This window comes from Citrobacter sp. GW821-FHT07H02, from assembly GCF_059418505.1.
Genome location: NZ_JBWKPZ010000001.1, coordinates 379,947 through 397,496, shown reverse-complemented (window position 1 = coordinate 397,496; position 17,550 = coordinate 379,947). Strand labels below are relative to the sequence as shown.

Here is a 17,550-nt window from a genome sequence, read left to right as displayed (position 1 = left end):
GGTAGCGATTCGTCATCGATTGGCTACCCGGTGCTTATACCCCGATAACCCCATCCAGTATCACCTGCGCCCTCCCCTGCGAACACCGTTCCACGCGACCACGCACGTTGTACACCTGCGCCAGACGTTCTGCGGTAATCACCGCTTGCGGCGCGCCGCTCGCCACCAGCTTACCGTCTTTGAGCATCACAATATGTTCGCCGAAGCGTAATGCCATATTCATATCGTGCACCACCACCAGCGTCACCAGCTGACGCGTTCGCGTCTCCTGAGCAATCCGTTCCATAACGTGCAACTGATAATTCAGATCCAGTGCGCTAAGTGGCTCATCCAGTAGCAAAAGCTCGGGACGGCGGATCAGTGATTGCGCCAGTCCGACCAGTTGCCGCTGACCGCCAGAGAGCCTGTCGAGATAATGCAGCGCGAGATGCGAAATGCCCAAATGTTCAAGTAGTGCCAGTACCTGCGCCTGATCCTGCGAAGCGTTATTTCCGCCCGCTGCGCGTTGCGCCACCAGCACAGACTCCAGCACCTGCAAGTGCACGCCCTGCGGCAATGACTGAGGTAAAAACACCACCTTCTGCGCACGCCGGGCAAACGGCAGCGACATCAGGTTTTCATCACCCAAAAGCACTTCCCCACGGGCTTTCGTTAAGCCAGCCAGCGCACGTAACAATGTCGACTTTCCACAGCCGTTAGGTCCCAGCAGCACCGTGATTTTGCCGCGCGGCAGTTCAGGAATGCTCAGATTGCCAATCACGGGGTGCTTCGGATAACCGGCATACAGCCCCTTAATCATCAGTCCGCTCATAGACCGCTTCCCCGTTGACGAAGAATGATGCTCAGGAAAAACGGTACGCCCACCAGTGACGTCACAATTCCCACCGGAATGATCACGCCAGGCACTATGTTTTTGGAGGCGACCGACGCCAGAGAAAGCACAAGCCCACCGGTCAACACGCTGCCTGGCAGATAAAAACAGTGATCTTCCCCAAACAGCATTCGCGCAATATGTGGCGCCACCAGACCGATAAAACCAATCGGCCCAACAAACGCCACCGAAAGCGCGGAGAGCAGACTAATGCGCAATAACGCGGCCAGACGCAAACGCCGGACATCAATACCGAAGCTCATCGCCCTCTCTTCTCCCAGCCGCAATGCCGTCAGTTGCCAGGCGCTGCGCATTGACCAGCACGAGACAACGACGAAAACTACCGCCAGCACGCCAAGTTTTTCCCATGAGGCGCGGGTCAGACTGCCCATCGTCCAGAAAACCAGTCCCTGCAACGTATCTTCATCTGCCACAAACTGCAGCATTGAAACCAGCGCATTGAAGGTAAACACCAGGGCAATACCGAACAGCACTACGCCCGACGTCGCAACGCGCGTCCAGCGGGTGATGCCATCCAGTAACAACGCGGAAAATAAGGCAAACGCAAAAGCATTGGCGGGGATAAACCAGGCCGCAGGAATACCCGGAATCCCGATGCCCAGCACAATCGCCAGCGCCGCACCAAACGCCGCGGCAGATGAAACCCCGAGTGTAAAAGGACTCGCCAGCGGGTTGTTCAAAATGGTTTGCATTTCGGCCCCCGCCAGCCCAAGCGCCATCCCGATCAGCAGCGCCATCAGCGCATACGGCAAGCGAATATCCCAGACAATCACGCGAACCCCGGCATTCGCGCTGGCAGGATGCAACAGCGTTTCCCAGAGTTCACCGAACGGTAAACCTGACGCGCCAAGGGTTGAATCAAGCACCAACGAAGCCAGAATCGCCAGAGTAATCACCAGCGCCAGCAGTAAGCGTTGACGCACAACCTGCCGGTAGAGACGCAGAATGGCGTTCGGGGAGGTGACATTAGCGGAGGACGACATAGTATTTCATCAGGATGCGTGGCAAATCTTATTCTTACGGGGTCGGAAGGGTGATTATACCGTACCAGGCCATCGTTATATATTTTTTTATATTTCGAGTGTGGGGGCACAAAAAAAGCCGACTGTCAGAGTCGGCTTAGATGCAGGTAAGCAGGATTATCCGCGGCGTGCTTTCACCGCATTCGACAACTTACGCAGCAGCGAGTCGGTGTCTTCCCAACCAATACAGGCATCGGTAATGCTTTTACCGTAGGTCAGCGGTTCACCGCCTTCCAGGTTTTGATTCCCTTCGACCAGATGGCTCTCTACCATCACGCCAATAATCGCTTTTTCTCCGCCAGCAATTTGCTGGCAAACATCCGCGCACACATCCATCTGCTTTTTGAACTGCTTGCTGGAGTTGGCGTGGCTAAAATCGATCATCACCTGCGAAGGCAGCCCGGCTTTCCCAAGACCCTCTTTCACGACAGCGACATGCTGCGCGCTGTAGTTCGGTTCTTTCCCGCCACGCAGAATGATATGGCAGTCGCCATTTCCGCTGGTATTCACAATCGCGGAGTGACCCCATTTAGTGACGGAGAGGAAACAGTGCGGCGCCCCTGCGGCGTTGATAGCGTCAATGGCGACCTTGATCGTGCCATCGGTGCCATTTTTGAATCCTACCGGGCAGGAAAGTCCTGAAGCCAGCTCACGGTGAACCTGCGATTCGGTAGTACGCGCCCCAATGGCGCCCCAGCTCATCAGGTCAGCAAGGTATTGTGGGGTGATCATGTCAAGGAACTCACCAGCAGCCGGTAAACCGCTATCATTGATATCCAGCAATAACTTACGGGCGATACGCAGACCATCGTTGATCTGGAAGCTGTTATCCATATGCGGATCGTTGATCAGCCCTTTCCAGCCCACGGTGGTGCGCGGTTTTTCAAAATAAACGCGCATGACGATCTCAAGCTCGTCTTTTAACTCTTCACGCAGTGCCAGCAGGCGAGCCGCATACTCTTTGGCCGCCGCCGGATCATGAATTGAACACGGCCCAATCACCACCAGCAGGCGATCGTCATTGCCTTTCAGAATTTTATGAATCGCTTTACGGGCATGCGCTACCGTGTTGGCAGCGTTTTCAGTAGCGGGGAATTTTTCCAGGAGTGCGACCGGCGGTAATAACTCGTTGATCTCTTTAATGCGTAAATCGTCGTTCTGATAATTCATGATTATTCCAGCGTTGCCATACTTATATAAATGAATGCAATCCCTCCAATCTATATCTTCATCCTGAAAGTGTAAACTGGGTTTTACAGTTTGCATGGATTAATCCTGAAATCAGTTCAAAAACGCCATAAAGTAGGGAAAAACGAGATCTAGCCTACAACTTTCAACTCCAATTGCTCATATTAAAATTATTTTCCAGATTCTATGCTGCGCTAAATCGCCGTTCCGCAGTCGTTAGCGCCTTTCTGCTGAGCCCCAATACCTGAAAATTTGGCTGATACCGGGAGAGCAAAAGCTCTCCTTTTTATTTTGTCAGTCATAAATCCGTATGATGTCATACAGTAATGATGAGAATAACAAAGGGATGACACCATGGCGCACTCACATACTCATACTTCACCTCACCTGCCGGAAGACAAAAATGCCCGCCGGTTGCTGTTCGCGTTTTGTGTCACTGCCGGATTTATGCTGGTTGAGGTGGTGGGCGGAATACTCTCTGGCTCGCTGGCACTGTTGGCGGATGCTGGCCACATGCTCACCGATGCCGCCGCCCTGCTCTTTGCACTGCTGGCCGTACAGTTTGCCCGGCGACCGCCCACAATCCGCCATACCTTCGGCTGGCTAAGACTCACGACACTGGCTGCGTTTGTTAATGCCATCGCGCTGGTCGTAATCACCATTTTGATCGTCTGGGAGGCCATTGAACGTTTCTACACACCGCGACCCGTTGCAGGTGGCATGATGATGGTCATCGCCGTTGCCGGACTGATGGCCAATGTGCTTTCGTTCTGGATACTGCACCGCGGCAGTGAAGAAAAAAATCTCAACGTCAGGGCCGCTGCCCTGCATGTGATGGGAGACTTACTGGGATCGGTCGGGGCGATCATCGCTGCGTTGATAATCATCTGGACGGGCTGGACGCCTGCCGACCCGATCCTCTCGATTCTGGTTTCTCTGCTGGTACTAAGAAGCGCATGGCGTTTGTTGAAAGACAGCGTCAACGAACTTCTGGAAGGCGCACCGGTTTCCCTGGATATTGCTGCTTTACAGCGCCATCTCAGCAGGGATATCCCGGAAGTACGTAATGTGCACCATGTGCATGTCTGGATGGTCGGCGAGAAACCGGTGATGACGATGCATGTGCAGGTGATCCCGCCGCACGATCATGATGCGTTGCTGGCGCGCATCCAACATTTTCTGATCCACCATTACCAGATTGAACACGCCACCATACAGTTAGAGTATCAACCCTGTAACGGCCCGGATTGCCAGCTGAACCAGAGGCAATCCGGGCATATACATCACCACCATTAATGGGAAAGTGCGCGTGAGCCTCGGTCGCGCGCGCTGTTGATCCACATCCGACTGCCGTTCAGGGCAATAAACGTCAGGATCAGGTATTCCAGCGACATCGCGTAGACCCCCTGTAGCGCGAAGATCACAACGCTAATGACGTTGATAACCACCCACAGTAGCCAGTTTTCAACGTATTTGCGCGTCATCAGGATCATCGCCACAATCGACAGCACCATCATGCAGGAATCCCAGAAAGGGAAGGCGTCAGGCTGTAGCTCAGGCGCAGTGACCTGCAACCCCAGCGTCTGCATAATATTCACAGCAATTTTTGTCAGGAAAGCGAATACCGGGTCGATGAATACCGTCATCAAACCAATGGCGACCACGCAGATAGCCAGGCAGCTCAGCGCTTTTGGCAACGGCAGCCAGCGAATTTTCAGTTCCGCTTCATGTTGACTCGTTTGTCGGGACCAGGCATACCAGCCATAGATATTGGCGGCAAAGAAAAAAACCTGTAACAGCAGGCTGGCATAGAGTTGGATCTGAAAAAAGATAATGGCGAACAACGTAACGTTAATCAGACCAAAAAAGTAATTACTGATCTTCTCCAGACTCGCCAGCCCGATACACAATAAACCAGCGACAGTCCCCACAGCCTCAATCCACGACAGAGCGTACCCTCCCGCGCCGATTGGGATATGAACAAGAATGTTCTGCGTGCTAAAAAAATCCATCTTTTCCCCCAGAGCAAAACGTCATGATTAAGCTCGTAGTGTAGCCGCAAATTCCAGCATGCGGTTTAACGGCAATAAAGCGCCTTCTCGCAGCGTTTCGTCAACATGGATTTCGTGGGACGCTCCGCCTTGTTCCAGGCCTTCAGCAATCGCTTTAAGGCCGTTCATCGCCATCCACGGACAATGAGCGCAACTACGACAGGTTGCACCTTCTCCCGCCGTCGGCGCTTCGAGCAGCTCTTTCTCAGGAACCGCCTGCTGCATTTTGTAGAAAATACCCCGGTCAGTCGCCACAATCAGTTGCTGATGCGGCAGCGTTTTCGCCGCAGTAATGAGCTGACTGGTTGACCCTACCGCATCGGCCATATCAACGATCGACTGAGGTGATTCAGGATGTACCAGCACGGCGGCATTGGGATAGAGTCCCTTCATGCGGGTTAAGGCCTGGGTTTTAAACTCATCGTGTACGATACAGGCGCCCTGCCAGCATAGCACGTCGGCACCGGTCTGTTTCTGCACGTAATTACCCAGATGGCGGTCCGGAGCCCAGATGATTTTTTCACCTAAACTATCAAGATGCTCAATAAGTTCAACGGCGATGCTGGACGTCACTACCCAGTCCGCTCGCGCTTTTACCGCGGCTGACGTGTTGGCATAGACCACCACGGTACGATCCGGATGCGCATCACAAAAAGCGCTGAATGCGTCGATCGGACATCCCAAATCCAGCGAGCATTCCGCCTGTAAAGTCGGCATCAGGATGGTTTTTTCCGGGCTGAGGATTTTGGCGGTTTCCCCCATAAAGCGAACCCCTGCAACCAGCAGGGTTGACGCGGAATGTTTCGCGCCAAAGCGTGCCATTTCAAGCGAGTCCGAAATACAGCCACCGGTTTCTTCGGCCAGTTGCTGGATTTCCGGGTCAGTGTAATAGTGGGCGACCATCACAGCATCCCGCTCTTTCAGCAGACGTTTGATTTTCTCACGGTAGAATTGTTTTTCATCCACACTCAGCGGCGCTGGCTTTGGTGGAAACGGATAGATTGCAACTTCTGGATCAAACATCACGCTCATCATGCTTTCTCGTTTTACTGGCTTAACGAAATTGCCGGTCATTAGCGCAGTTCGCGCATTAATCGGACATAAGTGTTTTGTATGCTAAACAAGATAGCCGAAATAGTGGAGAAAGTCGTGGAGATTTTGAGCGTGGGTGTATGTATCTGGTGTCAGGTGGCGCAGGGTTTACCCGAACTTGCTGCAGGTTCGAATCGTCTAAATCGCAGATAGCAAAAAGGCGCCTTTAGGGCGCCTTTTTACACTGGTGGGGCGTGCAGGATTCGAACCTGCGACCAATTGATTAAAAGTCAACTGCTCTACCAACTGAGCTAACGCCCCCATATGGGGTTTACTACTTTAATTCTTTTTCAGGAACCCACCTCGATATTGGTGGGGCGTGCAGGATTCGAACCTGCGACCAATTGATTAAAAGTCAACTGCTCTACCAACTGAGCTAACGCCCCATTCGGGTGTTACCTGAAAGATTTTACTCGGTTACCAATTTAAAATTGGTGGGTCGTGCAGGATGACTCGGCTTCGCCTCGCCCTACGGGCCGTTGCTAATGCAACGTTATCCTTCACGCTTAACATCTGAGTTCGATGTTAAAATTGGTGGGTCGTGCAGGATTCGAACCTGCGACCAATTGATTAAAAGTCAACTGCTCTACCAACTGAGCTAACGACCCGAGTGGTGGGTGATGACGGGATCGAACCGCCGACCCCCTCCTTGTAAGGGAGGTGCTCTCCCAGCTGAGCTAATCACCCGATACTACGCTGGATACTGCTTACTAACTGATTTAGTGGTGGGTCGTGCAGGATTCGAACCTGCGACCAATTGATTAAAAGTCAACTGCTCTACCAACTGAGCTAACGACCCACTTTTGCGCTGCTTTTGGTTTGTTTGATATCCCGTGGCAACGGCGGCATATATTACTGATTTCAGATTTCAGCGCAACAAAAATTTCGATATAGATCACTCAACTGCTTAGGAATCACACGACACGACCAGAAATAACGCGATTTCTGGTCGCATGGTGTGCATTACATCGCGCTGAGACGTTTTTGCGCTTGTTTCGCGCCATCGGTACCAGGGTATTTCGTGATGACCTGCTGGTAAACGGCTTTGGCTTTTGCTGTATCGCCTTTGTCCTGCATGATGACGCCGACTTTAAACATCGCATCAGCAGCCTTCGGAGACTTCGGATAGTTTTTCACTACCGAGGCAAAATAGAACGCTGCATCATCTTTTTTACCCTTGTTGTAATTCAACTGCCCCAGCCAGTAATTGGCATTCGGCTGGTACGTTGAGTCCGGGTATTGTTTGATGAAGTTCTGAAACGCCACAATCGCGTCGTCCTGACGCGCGTTATCATGCACCAGGGCAATTGCTGCGTTGTAATCCGTATTCGCGTCTCCGCTTGACGCGGGCGCGCCTGACGTTGCTGCTCCAGCATCAGGAGCTGGTGCTGGCGTAGTCGTTGCCGCACCACTTTGATCGCCAGCTGCAGGCTGCGCTGCGGCGCTACCGCTGCTCAGACTGTCTATCTGTAACAGGATCTGCTTTTGGCGCTCAACGACCTGATTCAGTTGATACTGACTTTCCTGAATTTGGCCACGCAGGGAATCAATATCAGTCTGATTATCGGAAAGTTGTTGCTGGAGTTGGGTTAAAAGCTGGCTATGAGCATTAGAAATACGCTCGAGTTGAGTGACGCGGTCTTCGACCGAGCCAGAGCCGACACTACTGATTGGCGCCTGAGCAAAAGCGGCCCAGGGGGCCGCTATGCCAACCAGTAACGACAGACTCAACAGGTGATGTCTGAAGTTACTGCTCATGTCATTCTCTTAGTAAACCAGTACGGCACGACGGTTTTTGGAGTAAGCCGCTTCGTCATGACCCAGTACTGCAGGTTTTTCTTTACCGTAAGAAACGATGGAGATCTGGTCAGCAGAAACGCCTTTACCCTGCAGGTACATTTTCACGGCGTTAGCACGACGTTCGCCCAGGGAGATGTTGTACTCAGGAGTACCACGTTCGTCCGCGTGACCTTCTACGGTGACTTTGTAAGACGGGTTGCTACGCAGGAAGTTTGCGTGCGCATCCAGCATTGCAGCGAAATCAGAACGGATATCGTACTTGTCCAGATCGAAGTAAACGATGTTGTTCTGCTGCAGCTGTTGCATCTGCAGACGCGCTTGCTCTTCGGAGGACATGTTGCCGCTGCCATTAGCATCCATACCAGTGCCAGCACCCATCATGCCTTCGCTGCCGTCATTGCTGGCGTTCTTGTTAGAAGAACATGCCGCGATTGCCATAACAGGCAGAGCGATCATCAGCCCCTTCAGCACTTTGTTCAGTTGCATTTCAATGATTCCTTTATTAATCAATTATTTATTATCACAGATACGGCGACCAGGCAGGGAATTTAACCTGACCATCAGTTGCCGGAAGACGCGCCTTGAAACGCCCATCTGTAGAAACCAAATTCAGCACGGATCCCATCCCCTGAGAAGAGCTGTAGATTACCATAGTGCCGTTAGGTGCCAGACTTGGCGTTTCATCCAGGAACGTTGACGACAGAACTTGTACGCCACCCGCTACCAGATCTTGTTTGGCAATGTGTTGTTGCCCACTATTTGAGCTTACCATTACCATAAATTTACCGTCGCTGCTCACATCAGAATCCTGGTTTTGCGATCCTTCCCAGGTAATACGTTGCGGAGCACCGCCGTTGACATTGACTTTATACACCTGCGGACGACCGGCCTGGTCAGAGGTAAATGCCAGATTCTGGCTGTCCGGGAACCAGGTTGGTTCAGTGTTGTTGCTGCGACCGTCCGTCACCTGGCGGATCTGGCCAGAGCCAATGTCCATTACATACAGGTTCAGACTACCGGTTTTAGACAAAGCAAACGCCAGTTTGCTGCCGTCCGGAGAGAATGCCGGCGCACCGTTGTGACGCGGGAAAGAGGCAACCTGGCGAACCGCACCGTTAGACAGCGTCTGGATGACCAGCGCAGAACGGCCGCTTTCAAAGGTAACGTATGCCAGTTTGGAACCGTCCGGAGACCATGCCGGAGACATCAACGGTTGCGGAGAACGGTGAACCACGAACTGGTTGTAGCCATCGTAGTCCGATACGCGCAGTTCATACGGGAACTGACCGCCATTGGTCTGAACCACATAAGCGATACGGGTACGGAACGCGCCCTTAATACCGGTCAGTTTTTCGAACACTTCGTCACTTGCAGTATGACCAGCATAACGCAGCCACTGCTTGTTCACTTTGTAAGAGTTCTGAGCCAGAACGGTACCCGGTGCACCGCCGGTATCAACCAGTTGATACGCAACGTTGTAAGAACCGTCCGGATTCGGCGTTACCTGGCCGACCACGACAGCGTCAATACCCAGAGCAGACCATGCCGCAGGCTGAACTTCCTGAGCGGTACCCGGCTGCTGAGGCAGACGAGAACGGTCTAGCGGATTAAATTTACCGCTGTTGCGCAGGTCAGCGCCCACGATACCACCGATATCTTCAGGAGCCGCGCCCGGCCCCGCCCACTGGAACGGAACAACGCCAATAGGACGACCGGAATCTACACCACTGTCGATCACAATGCGGACTTCAGCGTGCAGAACCGACGCCCACAGTATGAGAAAACCAAATGCTACTCGTAATGCCTGCTTCATCATATCTCCCTTATCTGGACAGATAGCCCACGATAATTTAGCAGAATGTTAACAAACTCAAATACACAAAACTACCAGAACCCAGCGACAACCGGTGTCTGATGTTGACCGATGTGACGGCCAACATCGCGATTACGGTTTGAAGTCCAATGGTGCGTTTTTGAACACTTCATATACTGCCTGGCTTGGCGGTTTCGGGATCTTCGCAAGTTTAGCTGCTGCAAGCGCAGCCTGACAAAGCGCGGGATCGCCACCTTCAGACTGAATATCCAGTAACATGCCGTCGGAAGCCAGTTTTATGCGCAGCGTACAGGTTTTCCCTGCATAGGACGAAGCGTCATAAAACTTACTTTCAATGGCAGTTTTAATCTGCCCGGCATAGTTGCTGATATCCGCACCTGATGCGCCATTATTTTTAGTATTACCACTTCCGGCAGGGGAAGCATTGCTGCCTTTCGCCCCGCCGCCGGATTTCGGCGCATTCTTACCAGAGCTTAAATCGCCCAGCAGATCGTCGACACCGGAAGCTGCTGCAGCTTTTTCAGCCGCCGCTTTTTTAGCGGCAGCGGCTTTATCTGCTGCTGCTTTCTTATCGGCTGCCGCTTTTTTATCTGCGGCAGCCTTCTCAGCCGCGGCTTTTTTGTCCGCTGCGGCTTTTTCTGCAGCCGCTTTCTTATCGGCTGCGGCTTTTTCAGCCGCGGCAGCTTTCGCAGCAGCTGCTTTTTCAGCTTTCTCCGCGGCAGCCTTCTCTGCCTGTGCTTGCTTAGCAGCTTCTGCCTGTGCTTTTTTCGCAGCATCAGCGGCAGCTTTAGCCGCCATCACCTCGGCGACTTTCTTCGCATCAGCAGCGGCTTTTGCGGCGGCTTCAGCCTCCGCTTTTTTCTGTGCGTCAGCGGCCGCTTTCTTCGCTGCTTCTGCGGCTTGTTTCGCCTGAGCATCCGCCTTGGCCTTCGCGTCGGCAGCTGCTTTCGCCGCCGCTTCCTCAGCCTGCTTCTGTTGCTCCTGCGCTTTCGCCGCTGCGGCTTCAGCCTGTTTTTGCTGCTCCGTCTGCTCACGCACTTTTTCCTGCGCAGCTAAACGTTCTTTCTCAAGTTGCTTCAAACGCTCTTGTTCAGCAGCCTGTTTCTCACGAAGCTCCTCGGCTTGCTGCTGCGCTTGTTTTTCACGCTGTTGCTCAGCACGTTTCGCACTCGCCTGTTGCTGCTGCTGACGATCGTACTGTTGAACAATAGCGCCAGGATCTACCATGACGGCGTCAATGGAAGATCCACCGCCGCCCCCTGCTGATGCCTCAATGTGCTCATCGAACGAACTCCAGATCAGTACCGCAAATAAAATGACATGCAGCACCGCTGAAATAATTATCGCCCGTTTGAGCTTGTCGTTTTGTTCGGTTGCCTTTGACACTCTCGGTTCCCAAAAAACTGTTCGCCTGTTACTCGCTATATTGCAAGCCAGAGGGGCGCAGACTTCAGATTGGCTGCGTCATTAAGCCAACCGATTTCACGCCCGCACTGTGTAACAAGTTCAGCGCTTTAATTATTTCATCGTAAGGCACATCTTTCGCGCCACCGATTAAGAAGACCGTTTTCGGATTGGACTCCAGGCGACTCTTCGCCTCGGCAATAACCTGTTCTGGCGGTAACTGATCCATACGATCTTTTTCAACCACCACGCTGTATTGCCCAATACCGGAAACTTCAATAATGACCGGAGGTTCGTCATTGCTGCTAACGGCCTGCGACTCGGTCGCATCCGGCAGATCGACTTCCACACTCTGGGTAATGATGGGCGCTGTCGCCATAAAGATCAGCAACAGCACCAGCAGAACGTCGAGCAACGGTACAATATTGATTTCGGACTTAAGTTCGCGACGACCTCGTCCACGCGTTCTGGCCATGGCTTACCCCTTGTTGCTTTCGCTACTGGTAAATGCCTGGCGGTGCAGGATCGCGGTGAACTCTTCCATAAAGTTGTCGTAATTCAGTTCCAGTTTGTTCACGCGCTGATTCAGGCGGTTGTAGGCCATAACGGCTGGAATAGCAGCAAACAGACCGATGGCCGTTGCAATCAATGCTTCCGCGATACCTGGTGCAACCATCTGCAGGGTAGCCTGTTTTACCGCGCCCAGCGCGATAAAGGCGTGCATAATCCCCCAGACCGTACCAAACAGACCGATATACGGACTGATGGACCCTACCGTACCGAGGAAGGGAATATGCGTCTCTAATGTTTCCAGTTCACGGTTCATCGAGATACGCATCGCACGTGATGCCCCTTCAACCACCGCTTCTGGCGCATGATTGTTCGCACGATGCAGTCGCACAAACTCTTTGAACCCGCTGTAAAAGATTTGCTCCGAACCGGCCAGGCTATCACGGCGCCCCTGACTTTCCTGGTACAGGCGAGACAGTTCGATTCCGGACCAGAATTTATCTTCGAACGCTTCAGCTTCACGCCCAGCCGCGTTAAGAATACGAGTTCGCTGGATAATGATAGCCCAGGATGCGATCGAAAAACCAATCAAAATCAACATGATAAGTTTAACCAGAAGGCTTGCCTTCAGGAACAAATCAAGGATATTCATGTCAGTCACTGCTTAAACTCCGCGACAATAGACTTGGGAAGCGCACGAGGCTTCATTTTGAGTGGATCAACGCAAACAATCAGAACTTCTGCTTCATTCAGCACAGTGTTCTCTGCGTTGACAATGCGTTGCGTGAATACCAAAGAGGTGCCACGCATTGACGTAATTTCTGTTTGGATTTCGAGCATATCGTCAAGTCGCGCTGGCGCAAAATATTCCAGGGTCATTTTGCGAACCACAAAGGCGACTCGTTCAGCCAGCAACACCTGTTGGCTGAAGTGATGATGGCGCAGCATCTCTGTGCGTGCTCTTTCATAAAAAGCGACGTAACTGGCGTGGTAAACCACACCACCGGCATCGGTGTCTTCATAGTAGACACGAACCGGCCATCGAAATATATACTTATTCATTCCTGCTGCCTCTTTGTTGGCTCTGTCCACTCACTCCAGCCACTGACTCCAGTCAGCGCCTGGTGATTCGCGCACTTGCCGCCACGATGCATCGAGAATGCTGTTGTATATAGCGTTGTATTCACTTTACATCCCGGTAATGCAACAAAAGTTAGAGATTTTAAACGTTGCTACTATACGCGCGCTATTGAGGCTTGGGAATGGGGGGAAGTTAAGGGAGAGTAAAAAATTATGGGCTTATGCAAGCCCATAAATATTTAAGGATGTTTCTTATTCAAATGAAGAAGAAAAACAGACCGGTGATAAGCACAATATCGGCAATCAATGGCGAGAAAAGCCCCTGCCAGTGAACCGCGCGGGGACGGAATCCCACACCGTGAATCACACCTGCACAGACCGCCCACATCAACAGAAAACCATGCCAGATTTCCAGCTCGCTGGTTTTTGCTGCGAAGCGTGATGGGTCCCAGAATATGCAGCCAGCCAACACGATTGCCAGCACAAAGGAAAGCGCCCGCAAGGGGCGCTTATCCATTACCGCATATAACATCGCGATAATGTTGGTCATCAGCTTTCTTCTTGTCCGGCTTTGCCTGCTTCAACGTGCTCAAGCGCCAGCGCTGTGATTATCCCAAATGCACAGGCAAGAAGCGTTCCCAAAATCCATGCGAAATACCACATTTTAAGCTCCTTACTTAGTACAGAGAGTGGCTGTTGCGTTCAATATCTTCTTTGGTGATGCGACCGAACATCTTCCAGTAACACCAGCCGGTGTAGAGCAGGATGATCGGTACAAACACCGCCGCAACCCAGGTCATCAGATTCAATGTTCTCTGGCTGGAGGTGGCATCCCACATCGTCAGACTTGCGTTCATCATCGTGCTGGACGGCATCACAAACGGGAACATTGCAATACCGGCGGTCAGGATGATGCAGGCCAACGTCAGTGAGGAGAAGACGAACGCCCAGGCCCCTTTCTCCATACGAGACGTCAGGATGGTCAACAGTGGCAGAACCACGCCGAGCGCCGGAACCAACCACAGGATAGGTGCATTGTTAAAGTTCACCATCCATGCGCCAGCTTCTCGAGCCACTTCTTTGATCATCGGGTTAGAGGCGGCATGGTGATCCAGTGCGGAAGTCACAACATAACCGTCAATACCGTATATCACCCAGACACCCGCCAGAGCGAAGCAGACCAGAGTCACCAGAGCCGCAACCTGCGATGTTGCACGTGCACGCAGATGGAGTTCACCCACGGTACGCATCTGCAGATAGGTCGCGCCCTGAGTAATGATCATCCCCACGCTCACGATACCTGCCAGCAGACCAAACGGATTCAGCAACTGGAAGAAGTTACCGGTGTAGTACAAACGCATGTACTCATCCATGTGGAACGGAACCCCTTGCAGCAGGTTGCCGAACGCCACGCCAATTACCAGCGGCGGAACGAAGCTACCGATGAAGATGCCCCAGTCCCACATGTTGCGCCAGCGCATGTCTTCGATCTTCGAGCGGTAATCAAAACCGACCGGACGGAAGAACAATGACGCCAGTACAAGGATCATCGCCACATAGAAACCGGAGAACGCAGCGGCATACACCATCGGCCATGCAGCGAATAATGCGCCACCCGCGGTGATCAGCCAAACCTGGTTACCGTCCCAGTGTGGGGCGATGGAGTTAATCATAATTCGACGCTCGGTATCATTACGACCGAGGAAACGGGTGAGCATGCCCACCCCCATGTCGAAGCCATCAGTGACCGCAAAACCAATCAGCAGAATGCCAACCAGCAGCCACCAGATAAAACGCAATACTTCATAATCGATCATTTGACGACTCCTGTCTTAGCGTGCCGGCTGAGAAGTCACAGTGGACTGCTCGTAGTGATAACGACCGGTTTTCAGGCTGCTCGGGCCACGGCGTGCGAACTTGAACATCAGGTACAGTTCAGCCACCAGGAACAGGGTGTACAGGCCGCAAATCAACAGCATCGAGAAGATGAGATCGCCGGCAGTCAGCGAAGAGTTCGCCACGGCTGTCGGTAACACTTCACCAATTGCCCACGGTTGACGACCGTACTCAGCGACGAACCAACCGGACTCAATGGCAATCCACGGCAGCGGAATTGCATACAGCGCCGTGCGCAGCAGCCATTTTTTCTCGCCGATACGGTTGCGAATAACAGTCCAGAAGGAGACCGCGATAATCGCCAGCATCAGAATGCCGCACGCCACCATGATACGGAACGCAAAGTACAGTGGAGCAACGCGAGGTATAGAATCTTTCGTTGCCTGCTGAATTTGCGATTCGGTCGCATCGGTGACCTTATCGGTATAGCGTTTCAGCAACAGACCATATCCCAGGTCTTTCTTCATGCTGTTGAACTGGTCACGAACGGCCTGATCGGTTGAGCCAGCACGCAGTTCTTCCAGCAACTGATACGCTTTCATCCCGTTACGGATACGTTCTTCGTGCTGCACCATCAGGTCTTTCAGACCAATGACCTGCGTATCAACAGAACGGGTGGCAATGATGCCCAGCGCGTAAGGAATTTGAATCGCAAAATGGTTTTCCTGCGCATCCTGGTCCGGAATACCGAACAGCGTAAAGGATGCCGGTGCAGGCTGGGTTTCCCACTCTGCTTCAATAGCGGCGAGTTTGGTTTTCTGCACATCACCCATTTCGTAACCGGATTCATCACCCAGAACGATAACAGAGAGAATGGCAGCCATACCGAAGCTGGCAGCAATGGCAAAAGAGCGTTTAGCGAACGCGAAATCACGGCCGCGCAGCATGTAGTAGGAGCTGATACCCAGAACGAACATCGCGCCACAAACATAACCAGAGGCGACAGTGTGAACAAATTTCACCTGTGCAACCGGGTTAAGCACCAGCTCAGAGAAGCTCAGCATCTCCATGCGCATGGTTTCAAAGTTGAAATCCGCTGCAATTGGGTTCTGCATCCAACCGTTCGCAACCAGAATCCACAACGCGGAAAGGTTTGAACCCAACGCCACCAACCAGGTGACGCACATATGCTGGACTTTACCCAGACGGTCCCAACCAAAGAAGAACAGACCTACAAAGGTAGATTCGAGGAAGAAGGCCATCAGACCTTCGATCGCCAGCGGCGCACCGAAGATATCCCCTACATAGTGAGAATAGTAAGACCAGTTAGTCCCGAACTGGAACTCCATGGTCAGACCGGTTGCCACACCCAGAGCGAAGTTGATCCCAAACAACTTGCCCCAGAACTTGGTCATATCTTTATAAATCTGTTTGCCGGAAAGGACGTAGACCGTTTCCATAATGGCCAGCAAAAACGCCATACCGAGCGTCAGTGGCACAAACAGGAAGTGGTACATCGCGGTCAAGGCAAACTGTAAGCGCGACAGTTCGACTATATCTAACATCATGACTCCTTGCTCATCGCATGAAGACTCCGAGAGTGAACCCCGTTAGAAAGGGTCACACGCATGCCCCAATACAAATTTATTTGCGCGCTTTCTTCGTTACTGTTTTGTCGTGAGAGGAAACAGCAACGATGAAAGGTTACAAACATGTTAATAAAAAACTCAAATTGATCCCGCAATTATATTACGCCGCAAAATCCTTACAATAAACAGGTTTTTATTGAGTTAGATTTACGTTTTTCGACAGTGATCAATTTATAGCGAACTTATCACTTTTTCACCAATTTGATCATGGACAATTTATCGCGTTTTAGCGTGCTTTTCCAAGTATTAAACTTTGATTTATATCAAAATCCATAAAACCTGTTAACAATGTGTATTGCTGGTAACTTCAGTAAATTCAATGTTACACGCATGTATCGAAATTGAAACGCGCGATTACCTAATAGGTGCGTACGCATAAAAAAACCGTAATTTAATTAACGTATCCGTGGGATTAACCCGTTCCCGGACTTAACTTTTTAGCGTAGTCAATTGACGGTTATTTTCCATAACGGAAATTCATTACAAAAAACAATCACAATAATTTTACTTTTGCGCTCATTTTAATTAACACTGAGCCGTTATTATTCTGTTAACAACAAATCTGCACCCGGTATCGCTTTTGTCTGATTGCTTGCTATTCATGCAAGTTATTGGTTGAACACTCATGGCTGAGCAGGCAGAAACGCCTCTACTTCACTTCCCCTCCTCCACTGACGGAACAAATCTGTCCATCCATACGTGTTTCCACACGGCCGATTATCGCTCTGGCAAAAGGAGCCATAGCGTCACAGACCGATTTCAGAAGGACGATACAGTCGCAAGAGACGTTCTTCCCTACCCTCCGCCATTTTTAATGCACAGCGCAGGTCACCCTCAAGCGGCGAAGGGAGACGCTTTCCATGGGAAAGCTGCCCGACGACATCGATGCCGGAGAAAGTCTCCCGTGGATTAAAAAATGGCAGGGCAATTAGCGATTGCCGTAACGCGTTTAAAACGGACGACGATAAATTTGCTTTGATCACACGCAGAAAACAGCATTAAGTAGTATCTCACGTGATTATTATCATTGGAGAATGATACATAGCTCGCAAATATAAAATGACAGCTACCACAAACAGTATAATCGATCACAAATCAGATAAAACAAATTATTATCATTTTTATCCTTTTATTAACAACAATCAAAACGCTTAACGTCTCATTGTATTATATTCCGTTATGCACCTCACAA

The 17,550-nt window shown here is 51.5% G+C and carries 17 protein-coding genes and 5 tRNA genes; 1 reads left to right on the top strand and 21 read right to left on the bottom strand.

Going from position 1 to position 17,550, the window contains the following annotated elements:
• Positions 1 to 34 precede the first annotated feature (34 nt).
• The 3 genes from AC07NP_RS01855 to aroG form a co-directional block, all read right to left on the bottom strand.
• Complete coding sequence (locus tag AC07NP_RS01855; protein ID WP_494659387.1) at positions 35 to 811, bottom strand: ABC transporter ATP-binding protein; 777 nt, start codon at positions 809 to 811, stop codon at positions 35 to 37.
• A complete protein-coding gene (locus AC07NP_RS01850) occupies positions 808 to 1,875 on the bottom strand; it encodes a FecCD family ABC transporter permease (RefSeq protein WP_494659386.1) in 1,068 nt (355 codons plus the stop codon). Before AC07NP_RS01850 ends, AC07NP_RS01855 begins: the two co-directional genes overlap by 4 nt.
• Before the next feature lie 156 nt (positions 1,876 to 2,031).
• The gene (gene aroG, locus AC07NP_RS01845; RefSeq protein ID WP_494659385.1) at positions 2,032 to 3,084 is read right to left on the bottom strand and encodes a 3-deoxy-7-phosphoheptulonate synthase AroG; all 1,053 of its coding nucleotides are present in this window, start codon (positions 3,082 to 3,084) and stop codon (positions 2,032 to 2,034) included.
• Between the two features lie 372 nt (positions 3,085 to 3,456).
• On the opposite strand from aroG, the gene zitB reads away from it, so the two are divergent.
• The gene (gene zitB / locus AC07NP_RS01840; protein WP_494659384.1) at positions 3,457 to 4,398 is read left to right on the top strand and encodes a CDF family zinc transporter ZitB; all 942 of its coding nucleotides are present in this window, start codon (positions 3,457 to 3,459) and stop codon (positions 4,396 to 4,398) included.
• On the opposite strand, the gene pnuC is transcribed toward zitB, so the two are convergent.
• The 18 genes from pnuC to cydA all read right to left on the bottom strand — a co-directional run bounded on the left by pnuC (position 4,395) and on the right by cydA (position 16,274).
• Positions 4,395 to 5,114 (bottom strand): nicotinamide riboside transporter PnuC, encoded by a 720-nt coding sequence (gene pnuC, locus AC07NP_RS01835; protein WP_494659383.1) that lies wholly within the window; start codon positions 5,112 to 5,114, stop codon positions 4,395 to 4,397. The genes zitB and pnuC overlap by 4 nt on opposite strands.
• Positions 5,115 to 5,141: 27 nt before the next feature.
• Positions 5,142 to 6,185 (bottom strand): quinolinate synthase NadA, encoded by a 1,044-nt coding sequence (nadA, locus tag AC07NP_RS01830; RefSeq protein WP_494659555.1) that lies wholly within the window; start codon positions 6,183 to 6,185, stop codon positions 5,142 to 5,144.
• 245 nt (positions 6,186 to 6,430) lie between these two features.
• Positions 6,431 to 6,506: transfer RNA gene (locus AC07NP_RS01825), tRNA-Lys, on the bottom strand.
• Positions 6,507 to 6,555: 49 nt separating this feature from the next.
• A tRNA-Lys gene (locus AC07NP_RS01820) sits at positions 6,556 to 6,631 on the bottom strand.
• Positions 6,632 to 6,777: 146 nt separating this feature from the next.
• Positions 6,778 to 6,853, bottom strand: a tRNA-Lys gene (locus AC07NP_RS01815).
• A gap of 3 nt (positions 6,854 to 6,856) precedes the next feature.
• Positions 6,857 to 6,932, bottom strand: a tRNA-Val gene (locus AC07NP_RS01810).
• Positions 6,933 to 6,968: 36 nt separating this feature from the next.
• Positions 6,969 to 7,044, bottom strand: a tRNA-Lys gene (locus tag AC07NP_RS01805).
• Positions 7,045 to 7,208: 164 nt separating this feature from the next.
• On the bottom strand, positions 7,209 to 8,003 hold the full coding sequence (gene cpoB, locus AC07NP_RS01800) for a cell division protein CpoB (RefSeq protein ID WP_494659382.1): 795 nt from the start codon (positions 8,001 to 8,003) through the stop codon (positions 7,209 to 7,211).
• A 9-nt stretch (positions 8,004 to 8,012) separates the two neighbouring features.
• On the bottom strand, positions 8,013 to 8,531 hold the full coding sequence (gene pal, locus AC07NP_RS01795) for a peptidoglycan-associated lipoprotein Pal (protein ID WP_162383422.1): 519 nt from the start codon (positions 8,529 to 8,531) through the stop codon (positions 8,013 to 8,015).
• A gap of 34 nt (positions 8,532 to 8,565) precedes the next feature.
• Complete coding sequence (gene tolB / locus AC07NP_RS01790; RefSeq protein ID WP_192611609.1) at positions 8,566 to 9,858, bottom strand: Tol-Pal system beta propeller repeat protein TolB; 1,293 nt, start codon at positions 9,856 to 9,858, stop codon at positions 8,566 to 8,568.
• A gap of 132 nt (positions 9,859 to 9,990) precedes the next feature.
• A complete protein-coding gene (gene tolA, locus AC07NP_RS01785) occupies positions 9,991 to 11,265 on the bottom strand; it encodes a cell envelope integrity protein TolA (protein ID WP_203358446.1) in 1,275 nt (424 codons plus the stop codon).
• Positions 11,266 to 11,329: 64 nt separating this feature from the next.
• Positions 11,330 to 11,758: a colicin uptake protein TolR gene (gene tolR / locus AC07NP_RS01780; RefSeq protein ID WP_192611607.1), complete on the bottom strand. Its 429-nt coding sequence runs from the start codon at positions 11,756 to 11,758 to the stop codon at positions 11,330 to 11,332.
• 3 nt (positions 11,759 to 11,761) lie between these two features.
• A complete protein-coding gene (gene tolQ / locus AC07NP_RS01775) occupies positions 11,762 to 12,454 on the bottom strand; it encodes a Tol-Pal system protein TolQ (RefSeq protein WP_203358447.1) in 693 nt (230 codons plus the stop codon).
• Complete coding sequence (gene ybgC, locus AC07NP_RS01770) at positions 12,451 to 12,855, bottom strand: tol-pal system-associated acyl-CoA thioesterase (RefSeq protein WP_192611606.1); 405 nt, start codon at positions 12,853 to 12,855, stop codon at positions 12,451 to 12,453. The genes tolQ and ybgC overlap by 4 nt, the downstream gene beginning before the upstream one ends.
• Positions 12,856 to 13,129: 274 nt before the next feature.
• A complete protein-coding gene (ybgE, locus tag AC07NP_RS01765) occupies positions 13,130 to 13,423 on the bottom strand; it encodes a cyd operon protein YbgE (protein WP_203358448.1) in 294 nt (97 codons plus the stop codon).
• Complete coding sequence (gene cydX, locus AC07NP_RS01760; RefSeq protein ID WP_071828905.1) at positions 13,423 to 13,536, bottom strand: cytochrome bd-I oxidase subunit CydX; 114 nt, start codon at positions 13,534 to 13,536, stop codon at positions 13,423 to 13,425. The genes ybgE and cydX overlap by 1 nt, the downstream gene beginning before the upstream one ends.
• Before the next feature lie 14 nt (positions 13,537 to 13,550).
• A complete protein-coding gene (gene cydB, locus AC07NP_RS01755; RefSeq protein ID WP_203358449.1) occupies positions 13,551 to 14,690 on the bottom strand; it encodes a cytochrome d ubiquinol oxidase subunit II in 1,140 nt (379 codons plus the stop codon).
• A 15-nt stretch (positions 14,691 to 14,705) separates the two neighbouring features.
• On the bottom strand, positions 14,706 to 16,274 hold the full coding sequence (cydA, locus tag AC07NP_RS01750) for a cytochrome ubiquinol oxidase subunit I (protein WP_162383430.1): 1,569 nt from the start codon (positions 16,272 to 16,274) through the stop codon (positions 14,706 to 14,708).
• Positions 16,275 to 17,550: the final 1,276 nt, after the last annotated feature.

Bases quoted from the DNA above. Each gene is read 5' to 3' on its own strand.
- aroG (WP_494659385.1), bottom strand. From the start codon at position 3,084: ATGAATTATCAGAACGACGATTTACGCATTAAAGAGATCAACGAGTTA.
- ybgC (WP_192611606.1), bottom strand. From the start codon at position 12,855: ATGAATAAGTATATATTTCGATGGCCGGTTCGTGTCTACTATGAAGAC.
- pal (WP_162383422.1), bottom strand. From the start codon at position 8,531: ATGCAACTGAACAAAGTGCTGAAGGGGCTGATGATCGCTCTGCCTGTT.
- cydB (WP_203358449.1), bottom strand. From the start codon at position 14,690: ATGATCGATTATGAAGTATTGCGTTTTATCTGGTGGCTGCTGGTTGGC.
- AC07NP_RS01850 (WP_494659386.1), bottom strand. From the start codon at position 1,875: ATGTCGTCCTCCGCTAATGTCACCTCCCCGAACGCCATTCTGCGTCTC.
- cydA (WP_162383430.1), bottom strand. From the start codon at position 16,274: ATGTTAGATATAGTCGAACTGTCGCGCTTACAGTTTGCCTTGACCGCG.
- nadA (WP_494659555.1), bottom strand. From the start codon at position 6,185: ATGAGCGTGATGTTTGATCCAGAAGTTGCAATCTATCCGTTTCCACCA.
- cydX (WP_071828905.1), bottom strand. From the start codon at position 13,536: ATGTGGTATTTCGCATGGATTTTGGGAACGCTTCTTGCCTGTGCATTT.
- ybgE (WP_203358448.1), bottom strand. From the start codon at position 13,423: ATGACCAACATTATCGCGATGTTATATGCGGTAATGGATAAGCGCCCC.
- zitB (WP_494659384.1), top strand. From the start codon at position 3,457: ATGGCGCACTCACATACTCATACTTCACCTCACCTGCCGGAAGACAAA.
- tolB (WP_192611609.1), bottom strand. From the start codon at position 9,858: ATGAAGCAGGCATTACGAGTAGCATTTGGTTTTCTCATACTGTGGGCG.
- cpoB (WP_494659382.1), bottom strand. From the start codon at position 8,003: ATGAGCAGTAACTTCAGACATCACCTGTTGAGTCTGTCGTTACTGGTT.
- AC07NP_RS01855 (WP_494659387.1), bottom strand. From the start codon at position 811: ATGAGCGGACTGATGATTAAGGGGCTGTATGCCGGTTATCCGAAGCAC.
- tolR (WP_192611607.1), bottom strand. From the start codon at position 11,758: ATGGCCAGAACGCGTGGACGAGGTCGTCGCGAACTTAAGTCCGAAATC.
- pnuC (WP_494659383.1), bottom strand. From the start codon at position 5,114: ATGGATTTTTTTAGCACGCAGAACATTCTTGTTCATATCCCAATCGGC.